The 9328-nt window shown below is 63.9% G+C and carries 10 protein-coding genes and 1 pseudogene; 6 read left to right on the forward strand and 5 right to left on the reverse strand.

Annotated features, from left to right (window positions below):
• Positions 1 to 62: 62 nt before the first annotated feature.
• Positions 63 to 956, reverse strand: coding sequence for a LysR substrate-binding domain-containing protein (locus G3436_RS15330; RefSeq protein ID WP_163946427.1), 894 nt, complete (start codon positions 954 to 956; stop codon positions 63 to 65).
• A gap of 155 nt (positions 957 to 1111) precedes the next feature.
• On the opposite strand from G3436_RS15330, the gene G3436_RS15335 reads away from it, so the two are divergent.
• From G3436_RS15335 to G3436_RS15345, 3 genes are all read left to right on the forward strand, one after another.
• The gene (locus G3436_RS15335; protein ID WP_163946430.1) at positions 1112 to 2044 is read left to right on the forward strand and encodes an EamA family transporter; all 933 of its coding nucleotides are present in this window, start codon (positions 1112 to 1114) and stop codon (positions 2042 to 2044) included.
• 86 nt (positions 2045 to 2130) lie between these two features.
• The gene (locus G3436_RS15340) at positions 2131 to 2469 is read left to right on the forward strand and encodes an FKBP-type peptidyl-prolyl cis-trans isomerase (protein WP_163946433.1); all 339 of its coding nucleotides are present in this window, start codon (positions 2131 to 2133) and stop codon (positions 2467 to 2469) included.
• Between the two features lie 12 nt (positions 2470 to 2481).
• Positions 2482 to 2934 (forward strand): hypothetical protein, encoded by a 453-nt coding sequence (locus tag G3436_RS15345; protein WP_163946435.1) that lies wholly within the window; start codon positions 2482 to 2484, stop codon positions 2932 to 2934.
• On the opposite strand, the gene G3436_RS15350 is transcribed toward G3436_RS15345, so the two are convergent.
• Positions 2873 to 4177 (reverse strand): MFS transporter, encoded by a 1305-nt coding sequence (locus tag G3436_RS15350; RefSeq protein ID WP_163946438.1) that lies wholly within the window; start codon positions 4175 to 4177, stop codon positions 2873 to 2875. The two genes, G3436_RS15345 and G3436_RS15350, sit on opposite strands and share 62 nt — an antisense overlap.
• A gap of 370 nt (positions 4178 to 4547) precedes the next feature.
• Here G3436_RS15350 and G3436_RS15355 point away from each other — a divergent pair, with 370 nt between their 5' ends.
• The gene (locus G3436_RS15355; RefSeq protein WP_163946440.1) at positions 4548 to 5210 is read left to right on the forward strand and encodes a histidine phosphatase family protein; all 663 of its coding nucleotides are present in this window, start codon (positions 4548 to 4550) and stop codon (positions 5208 to 5210) included.
• 4 nt (positions 5211 to 5214) lie between these two features.
• On the opposite strand, the gene G3436_RS15360 is transcribed toward G3436_RS15355, so the two are convergent.
• The 3 genes from G3436_RS15360 to G3436_RS15370 form a co-directional block, all read right to left on the reverse strand.
• The gene (locus G3436_RS15360) at positions 5215 to 5892 is read right to left on the reverse strand and encodes a hypothetical protein (protein WP_163946442.1); all 678 of its coding nucleotides are present in this window, start codon (positions 5890 to 5892) and stop codon (positions 5215 to 5217) included.
• On the reverse strand, positions 5892 to 6761 hold the full coding sequence (locus tag G3436_RS15365; RefSeq protein WP_163946445.1) for a hypothetical protein: 870 nt from the start codon (positions 6759 to 6761) through the stop codon (positions 5892 to 5894). The genes G3436_RS15360 and G3436_RS15365 overlap by 1 nt, the downstream gene beginning before the upstream one ends.
• A 125-nt stretch (positions 6762 to 6886) precedes the next feature.
• A complete protein-coding gene (locus G3436_RS15370) occupies positions 6887 to 7324 on the reverse strand; it encodes an Lrp/AsnC family transcriptional regulator (protein ID WP_163946448.1) in 438 nt (145 codons plus the stop codon).
• 131 nt (positions 7325 to 7455) lie between these two features.
• On the opposite strand from G3436_RS15370, the gene G3436_RS15375 reads away from it, so the two are divergent.
• Together G3436_RS15375 and G3436_RS15380 are read left to right on the forward strand one after the other, a co-directional pair.
• Entirely contained in the window at positions 7456 to 8358 is a 903-nt protein-coding gene (locus tag G3436_RS15375) for a DMT family transporter (RefSeq protein WP_163946451.1), read from the forward strand.
• Positions 8359 to 8389: 31 nt separating this feature from the next.
• Positions 8390 to 9312: pseudogene (locus G3436_RS15380) on the forward strand (class I SAM-dependent methyltransferase).
• Positions 9313 to 9328 lie beyond the last annotated feature (16 nt).

Below are 9328 nucleotides of genomic sequence, written 5' to 3' on the forward strand. Positions count from 1 at the left end.
TCACCGCTGTCCCTGTGGGAGCTGGCTTGCCAGCGAAAAGGCCGGTAGGTCGTGCTGCTAGTTCAGTTGAGCGCCAGCAACCAGTCCTTGAACACCTGCGCTGCAGGCGAGCACACCCGCTGCTTGTCGTGCACCAGGTAGTCGGCCTGGCCGGTGCGCACGACAAACTCCGATACCGGCCGGATCTGCCCGCTGGCGATGCGCTCGCGGGCCATGAACTCCCAGCCCAGGCCAACCCCCATACCCTGCATCACGGCGTCGAACACCAGGGTGATCTGGTTGAACGTCACCGCGTCTGCCGGCGCCTTGTAGCGCACGCCCAGGTGGGCGAACCAGTCGGGCCAGTCCAGGCAGTTCCAGGCCGAGGCATCCAGCTGTATCAGCGGTAGCGCCTGCAACGCGCTCAATGAGTCGGCCGGTGCCAGGGTGCGCTGGGTGCTGACGATCGGGTAGATGCATTCGTCGAACAGCTTGTCGGCCTGCAACGAACTCCAGCGGCCGTGGCCATAGAGCACGCCGAAGTCGTAGTCGGCCAGCGTGCTTTCGCCCATCTCGTTGCTGGCATGGATGTTCACGGTCAGTTCCGGGTGCTGTGCGTTGAACTGCAACAGCCGTGGGAACAGCCAGTACTGCGCCACCGCATGGGTGCAGATGACGCTGACATTGCGGCTGCCGTGCCCGTTCCTGAGCCGCAACACGTTGGCCAGCAAGCTGTCGAGCAGGGGTTCGACGATGGCGTTGAAGCCGCTGCCGGCCGCGGTGAGCGTGATGCCACGGGCGCGGCGCTCGAACAGCGGGGCGCCGAGGTGCTCCTCCAGCAGCTTGATCTGTTTGCTCACCGCGCTTTGGGTCAGGTACAGCTCGTTGGCGGCGCGGGTGAAACTGCCCGTGCGCACCACGGCCTCGAAGGCAATCAAGGTGTCCAGCGGGGGCAGGTGACGGCTGAAACGGCTCATGTACAGGTCTACGCTCGGGGAATGGCAGAATGTTAAACCTGCTGCTTTGCACGTCAACGGTATTCCGTGGGGGAATGCCTGCATGCCGAATGATCTTTTGTCCGTGGCCTGTGGTTTGGCTAGCCTGCGCGCTCTGACAACTGAGGTGCAGGTACGTGAAACAGGGTGTGGCGTACGCCGGCATGGCCGGTGCAATGTGGGGCATGGTGCTGATGGTGCCGCAGCTGCTGCCGGAATTCAGCCCGGTGCTGCTGGCCTGTGCGCGGTTCGTGTTGCTGGGGGGCGTGTCGTTGCTGTTGCTGCTGCCGATGCGCGCGGCGCTACGCCGCGTACGCCTGGCAGATGTGTGGATGCTGGCGCGCCTGGCGCTGGTCGGCAACCTGTTGTATTTCATGTGCCTGGTGGCGGCGATTCAGCGGCTGGGCGTGGCACCGGCCTCGCTCATCGTTGGCGTGTTGCCGTTGACCATCACCCTGTATGGCCGCAACGACCGTGGCGCGGTGGCACTGTCGCGGCTGGTGGGGCCGCTGGCGCTGATTCTGCTGGGCATGCTGTGTGTCAACCTGCAGACCTTTGCGGTGGAGCAGGGCGACGCGGCGGACAAGCTGATCGGCCTGGTGTATGGGGTGTGTGCGCTGGCGTGCTGGACCTGGTACGCCACGCACAACAGCCGCTATCTCAACCAGTGTGGGCATCTGGACAGCCACCAGTGGTCGGTGTTCAGCGGCGTGATGACGGGGGTGTTCAGCCTGTTGCTGGTGGCGGCGCTGTGGTGGTGGCAGCCGCAGCAGTTGCAGGTGCAGGCGTCGCTCGAGCGCTGGCAGTTGTTCTGGCTGTTCAGCCTGGGGTGTGCGCTGTTCGGGTCGTGGCTGGCAGGGGTGTTGTGGAATGCGGCGGCCAAGCGCATGCCGCTGACCTTGAGTGGCCAGTTGATCGTGTTCGAAACCGTGTTTGCCTTGCTCTATGCATTCATCTGGCGCCAGAGCGGGCCGAGCCTGCTGGAGGCCGCGGCGATTGTGCTGGTGGTGGGCGGGGTGTGCTGGTCGATGCGTCAGCATGAACCCGCTGTACAAGGGGTTGTAGCGTAGGTGGACGCGCTCCAGACCTTGCAAAAGCCCGACATTCCTGCGAAAAGGCAGCGGCAAGAAACGTCCGTACCTGCCAGAGGCACAGCATGAGCAACGAACTGCAAATCATCGATATCCAACCCGGTGACGGCAAAGCCGTCGTCAAGGGCGCGCTCATCACGAGCCACTACACCGGCTGGCTCGACGATGGCACGATCTTCGATTCCTCCCACGAGCGCGGTAAGCCTTTCCAGTGCGTGATCGGCACCGGCCGCGTGATCAAGGGCTGGGACCAGGGCCTGATGGGCATGCAGGTCGGCGGCAAACGCAAGCTGATCGTGCCCGCCCACCTGGGCTACGATTCGCGCAGCATGGGCAGGATCCCACCCCACTCGAACCTGACTTTCGAGATCGAACTGCTCGAAGTCCTCACCCGCGACGATTGAAGGAGCCCACGCATGGAAGCGGTCGTACAAGAACAGATTTCCGGTTGCGGCATCGCCGCCTGCGCCGCCCTGGCGCAGGTCGACTACGCCACCTCGCGGCGTGTGGCCAACCAGCTGGGGATTCACGCCGAAGACTCGCAGCTGTGGTCGGACACGACCTATGTCCGACGCCTGCTCGAGGCGCTGGGCATCGATGCAGCCCCACAGCAAACGCCGTTTAGCGACTGGCAGGCACTGCCCGATCGCGCCTTGCTGGCAATCAAGTGGCGGCTCGCAAAGGGCCGGCCATTCTGGCACTGGGTGGTGTTCGTGCGCGAAGCCGACGGCTGCTACGTACTGGACTCGAAAAAAGCCCTCAAGCACAACCGTCGGCTGGATTTCGGCCGCATCAAACCCAAGTGGTTTATCGCGGTTCAAGTGCCGGCAGGCAAGCCTCGGGTGCGGCGCTCGGACGCGCGTCGCTGACCAACTCGCGGGCCACGCACCACACCAGTACCGCCGCGACGATATCGAACACCGCCAGCACCACGAACAGCGGGTTATAGCCGATCTGGGTCACCAGCACACCGAACACCAGTGTGAACGCCGCCGCCCCCAGGTAGCCGCACATGCCGCCCATGCCGGTGGCAGTCGCGACCTGGTCCTTGCCAAACGAGTCGGAGGTGATCGAGTACAGCGCACCCGACAGCGTCTGGTGCGCAAAGCCGCCGATGCACAGCAGCAGGATCGCGGTGTAGGTGCTCTCGACCAGGCCGATGCAGGCCGGCCCGATCATGCAGCTGGCACCGAACACCAGCACCATCTTGCGCGAGGTGAACAACGACACCTTGCAGTAGCGATGGAACCACGGGCTCAGGTAGCCACCCAGCACGCAGCCGATGTCGGCGGCCAGGAACGGCAGCCAGGCGAACATCGCCACTTCCTTGATGTTCATGCCACGCTCGGTCATCAGGTACAGCGGGATCCACGCGTTGAACGTCTGCCAGGCCGGCTCCGAGAGGATCCGCGCCGAGGCGATGGCGTAGAAATTGCGGCTTTGGAAAATCTGCTTCCAGGCCCTGGGGTCTTTGCCTTCCTGCTTGAAGTGCGCTTCCTGCCCCGCGAGGATGTAGTCGCGCTCGGCATCCGTCATGCGCTTCTGGTCACGCGGGTGCTTGTACAGCAGCATCCACAGTACGCTCCAGAGGATGCCCGCGGCACCGACGATCAGAAACGCCAGTTGCCAGCCGCTGTGCAGGATGGCCCAGACCACCAGCGGGGGGGCCAGCAGCGCACCGAGGGACGAGCCGATATTGAACCAGCCGATGGCCACCGAGCGCTCCCTGGCCGGGAACCATTCGGTAGTGGCCTTGACCCCGGCCGGTAGCCCGGCCGCCTCGGTCATGCCCAGCAGCCCGCGCATGAACGCCAGGCTCTGCCAGCCGGTGGCCAGGGCCGCCGCGGCGCAGGCCGCCGACCAGGCCAGGGCAAACAGCGCAAAGCCCAGCTTGGTGCCGATGAAGTCGATGATCCAGCCCGCCACCGGCTGCATCAGCGCGTAGCACACTTGCCAGGCGGCGACGATCATGGCGTATTGCTCGGTGCTGATCGATAGGTCGCTCATCAGCGTCGGCGCTGCCACCGACAGGGTGTTGCGGGCCAGGTAATTGACCACCAATCCGGCCGTGACCAGGCTGACCATCCACCAGCGTATGCCGCGTATTTTCATTCCATTGACCTTCTTTTTGTTATGGGCGTGCGGGGGTGTCGAAACGCCAGACAGCATCTCGACATGAATTGTTACGAAGCTAGTCTGTCATGTCGTCAGTCGTCGTACAACTTATGATGGGTACAAATGGGGTACGGCGTGTGGGCTGCCGGGTGCGCTGCGCAGCGACTTATTCCTGCAATACCCTGGCGCTAGACTGCCTGCGGGGCTAGGGAAGTAGCCGTCAGGGATGAACCAAACGAACGTCTGGCACTCTGACGTTCGCCCGTTTCCACGGATGGAACGACCGACAGGGATCACCCCGCGGCGTTGCCGTGGGGTGGCACAGGCGGGTCAGCCTCAACCCCTTTTGCCGTAAAGAGCCCGTGCCATGAAGTTGCCTTCTGTTTTTCGGCGTTATCGCCCTGTGCTGTTTTCCCTCCCGCTGATCGCTGGCGCTGCCATGCTGACCTTCGAGGCGCTGGAAAGCCGTGCGCAGCCTGTAGACGGCATCCAGACCCTGGTATTTTTGCGCCACGCCGAGAAACCGGGGGAAGGCCTCGGTCAACTGAACTGCCAGGGCCTGAACCGCGCCCTGGACCTCGCCACCTTGCTGCCGGAAAAGTTCGGCGCTGCCGACTATGTGTTTGCCGCCAACCCGAGCCGCGAAGTCGAGGAGGGCAGCAATGACGATGCCTACAGTTACATCCGTCCCTTGATGACCATCAGCCCCAGTGCGATCAAGCTCGGCCTGCCGGTGAACATCGACTTTGGCGCCAACGACACCGGCGACCTGGCCGACGAATTGCTGCAGGACAAGTACCGCAACGCCACCGTCTATACCGCCTGGTCCCACGGCTACCTGCCCGAGCTGATCAACACCGTGGCCGGCAAGGCACTGGGCGAGGCGCGCACCATCACCGACGACTGGAGCGGTGATGATTTCGACTCGATGTATGTGCTGACCTTGACCTGGCACGATGGCAAGGCCAGCCTGCTCAGCCGCAACTACAAGCAGGGCCTGAACAACGGCGATCACGCCTGCCCCAGCTGAGTGCTCAGTTCAGCGTTTCGAAGCGACCGCTGGCCTCGCGCCATTCGAATATCTTGCCCAGGCAGTAGGGGCTGGCGGGCACCAGCACCTGGGTCGCACCACCCTGCAGGCGTACCTCAAGCGTATCGATGCCCTTGCTGCGGCAGCCGGGTACGTTCACGTCCAGTGTCTGCAGCAGTGTGCCGTTGGCCTTGTTCAGCACCTGGATCGTCTCGATGGGCGCATAGGCCTTTTCCATCGGTAGCTGAAAATAGAAGCGCTCGGTGGAGGCTGCCTGTGGCAGCACTGCACCGGGCCAGGGCGTTTGCAGCCCGAGGTCGGCCACCAGGGTGAGCGTGAACGCCAATTGCTTGCCGCTGGCGTACTCGGTCCAGGTGCCTTGCAGCGGGAGTGCGTGGCTGCCGAACTCGGCTTTCTGAAAGTGCAGGCGTGCGGTGGGCAGGCCCCCGTTGTCGAGTTCGTCGATGGCGAAATTGTAGTAACTGGTGTGGCGCGTGGGTTTGAGCCGTATCGGCGTGTGATAACGGTCGTAGTAGTAGATGCCGGCCACATAGTTGTTGCTGCGCTCGATCACCAGGGTGATCGGCTGCCCGCCCAGCTTGCCCTGGTACACGGATTGGTAAGCCAGGGCATTGGCGCTGAGGCACAGCAGCAGGCAGGCGAATACGGTACGAAGTGGCATCAGAAGGGCTCCACGCTGTGGCGTTGCCACACCAGTTGCTGGGGGTCGACGAAGTGGTAGTACTGCCAGTCGCTGGTCGCGGTGTCGTAGTTGCTGTCCTGGCGCTGCGCCACCCAGCCGGGGGAGGGGAACTTCAGTGCACCTTTGTCACCCAACGCCTCCAGTTCGGCATGGCGCTGGTAGGTGTGGCTGCTCGGCTGGTACAGGTAGAACTGGTCCGGCGCCTTGTTGGCGCCGCCACTGGCGCGCTCGCCGATGGGCGACGCCTTGAAGTCGATCACGCCGTCACCGTTGTAGTCGGCGAAGCTCAGGCTGGTGCTGCCATTGAATGCCAGCGCCAGGTCGCTGAGCACCTGCACGGGCTTGCCGCTGCCCAGGTCGATGATGGTGATGCGGTCGACCTTGCCGACGTACTCGCCCTCGGCTTTGCTCGCGTGTACATAGAAACTCATGCGGCGGTTCTGCGGCTGCTGCAGCAATTCGCCTTGCCAGCTCGAACGTTGTTCATCGCTGAAGCGGGTTGTGCGCGTGAGCGAGAAGGGCACGCGCTCGCGGCTGCGCAGGTCGATCCATTCGCCACTGAAGTCGCGGTCATGGCTAAACACGAACGGCCGCGCGCGCAGCGCTGCCCCCGGCATGCGCGGGTCATCCATGATGTTGATCAGCAGCGGCACATCCTTGCTGTAGGGCGTGATCTCCAGCGGCAGGCTGGTGTGGCGCTGGGAGTCCAGCAGGTAGCCTTGTACGAATTCGTACTGCGAGGTGTATTGCAGGGCGACTTGCACCTTGCGTTCGCCGAGGGTGCCCTCGTACACGTTGATCGGGTCGGTGGCGTGGGCCGTGGTGAAGGCCAGTACCAGGCCCAGCATGCAGAGGGGCCGTGGGAAAGCGAACATGGTGGTGAGGCGTCCTTGCGGGAGAGGGGTGCAAGGCTAGCATAGTGCGCCAGCTTTTCTGATGGCTGCTGTTGTGCAGCCATCTGACGCCGCTACCCTCACGCCATCGGTGGCAGCCGCCGCTTGACCGGGCTCTTCTTGACGATCGCGGTGTTGGTCTCGGCATGGCTGTTGAGCTTGTCGAGCAGGGTGTCCAGTTGCTCCATCGAGCGCACATGCAAGCGCGCGATGAAGCAGTCGTCGCCGGTCACCTTGTCGCATTCGGTGAACTCGGGAATGGCCATGATCTGGCGCTCCACTTCCTGCAACTGCCCCGGCAGCGGGCGAATGCGTACGATGGCCTGCAACTGGTAGCCAAAGCAGCGCGGGTCGATTTCCACGGTGTAGCCCTTGAGCACGCCGCGCTCTTCAAGGCGCCGCAAGCGCTCGCTGACACTGGGCGCCGACAGGCCGCTCAGCTGCGCCAGCGCCTTCAGCGAACGGCGCGAGTCTTCCATCAGCGCCTTGATCAACAGCTGGTCGATATCGTCAGTCATACGGGCCTCGAAGGCAGAACCAGAGTTCTGCCTTGATAAAAAAGGTAGGCCTGAATTCTAGCCTTTTTTTTTCCTCTGGAAGGGGCGTACCCGGCGCTCGCATAATTTGCCCATCGTCTGGGAGGTGAGAGATGGACAGTTCAATACGCCGTGGGTCGCTGGAGATGGTCGCCGCGATGTTGATATCCGGCACCATCGGCTGGTTTGTGCTGGTGTCGGGACAACCGGTGCTGGAGGTGGTGTTCTGGCGCTGCGTGTTCGGTGCCGGCACGCTGCTGCTGGTGTGCGCGCTGCTGGGCTTTCTCAGGCCGGGCATCCTCAGCCGCGCGGCCTTTGCCCTGGCGGTGCTCAGCGGGGTGGCCATTGTCGGCAACTGGGTGTTGCTGTTTGCGTCCTACTCGCGTGCCTCGATTGCCATCGGCACGGCCGTGTACAACGTCCAGCCGTTCATGCTGGTAGGGCTGGCGGCGTTGTTTCTGGGAGAGAAGCTCAGTGTGCCCAAGCTGTTCTGGCTGGGCGTGTCGTTTGCCGGGATGCTGGCCATCGTCAGTGCCCATGGCAGCGGCCAGGGCAGTGGCGGCGAGTACCTGCTGGGCATCGCGCTGGCGCTGGGCGCAGCGTTTCTGTACGCGGTCGCTGCCCTCATCATCAAGCGCCTGAGCGGCACGCCACCGCACCTGATTGCACTGATCCAGGTAAGCACCGGCATCCTGCTGCTGGCGCCGTTTGCCCACACCAGCGGCCTGCCGGGCACCGCGCGCGAGCTGGCCAGCCTGGTGACGCTGGGCATCGTGCACACCGGCCTGATGTACGTGCTGCTGTACGGCGCCATCCAGAAACTGCCGACAGCGTTGACCGGCGCACTGTCGTTCATCTATCCGATCGCGGCGATCTTCGTCGACTGGTTTGCCTTCGGCCATCGGTTGAGCGCGTTGCAATGGCTAGGCGTTGCGGCAATCCTGCTGGCCGCAGCCGGCATGCAGCAGGGCTGGTGGTTCAAGCCTGGCAAGCGGGCGGTGGCCGAGCGGGGGTAGAATAGGCGGCTTTACCCTCAGTGATGTTGCCATGATGCCTGCGATTGCCACCCTTCACGCGCACCTGCTCGGTGCCCTGAGCCCTGCGCCAACCGAAACCCGCCGTGTGTTCCACGGCGCGGGCGCTGCTGGCCGGGGCTTGAGCAGATCACCGTCGACTGGTTGCAGGGCGTGCTGCTGGTGTCACTGTTTCGCGAGCCGCCCGAAGGGCAGTTGGCCGCGCTTGAGCAGATGCTGCGCAACCTGGCTGCCAGCCCTGCATGGCCTGGGCAGGCAGTGCTGATCCAGCACCGCTACTTGCCGGAGAGTCCTGGCCAGTGGCTGCTGGGCGAGCCGTGCGAGCAGCGCGTGATCGACGAGGACGGCCTGCGTTATCAGCTGGACCTGGGCCTGAAGCAGAATACCGGGTTGTTTCTGGACATGCGTTACGGCCGGCGGTGGGTACGCGAGCAGGCGGCGGGCAAGCGTGTGCTCAACCTGTTTGCCTACACCTGCGGTTTTTCGGTGGCGGCGATTGCCGGTGGGGCCGAGCAGGTGGTCAACCTCGACATGGCGCGTTCGGCCCTGAGTCGCGGGCGCGACAACCATCGGCTCAATGGGCATGACCTGGGGCGGGTGGGGTTTCTCGGGCATGAACTGTTCAAGTCGTGGGGCAAGGTACGCAAGGGTGGGCCGTACGACCTGATCATCATGACCCGCCGACGTCCAGAAGGGCAGCTTGTGCTGACCCAGGACTACAGCAAGATCCTGCGGCGTTTGCCCGAGTTGCTGAGTGAGGGCGGGACGGTGCTGGCGTGTGTGAACGACCCGGCGATCGGCCCGGACTTTCTGATCGAGGGGATGGCGGCGGATGCGCCGGATCTGGTGTTTGTGGAGCGCCTGGCAAACCCGCCGGAGTTTCCCGACAGTGATCCGGTGGGCGGGCTGAAGGCGCTGGTGTTCCGGCAGGGCTAACGGTGGTGCCCCCTTC

This window comes from Pseudomonas brassicae (assembly GCF_010671725.1).
Lineage (GTDB): Bacteria > Pseudomonadota > Gammaproteobacteria > Pseudomonadales > Pseudomonadaceae > Aquipseudomonas > Aquipseudomonas brassicae.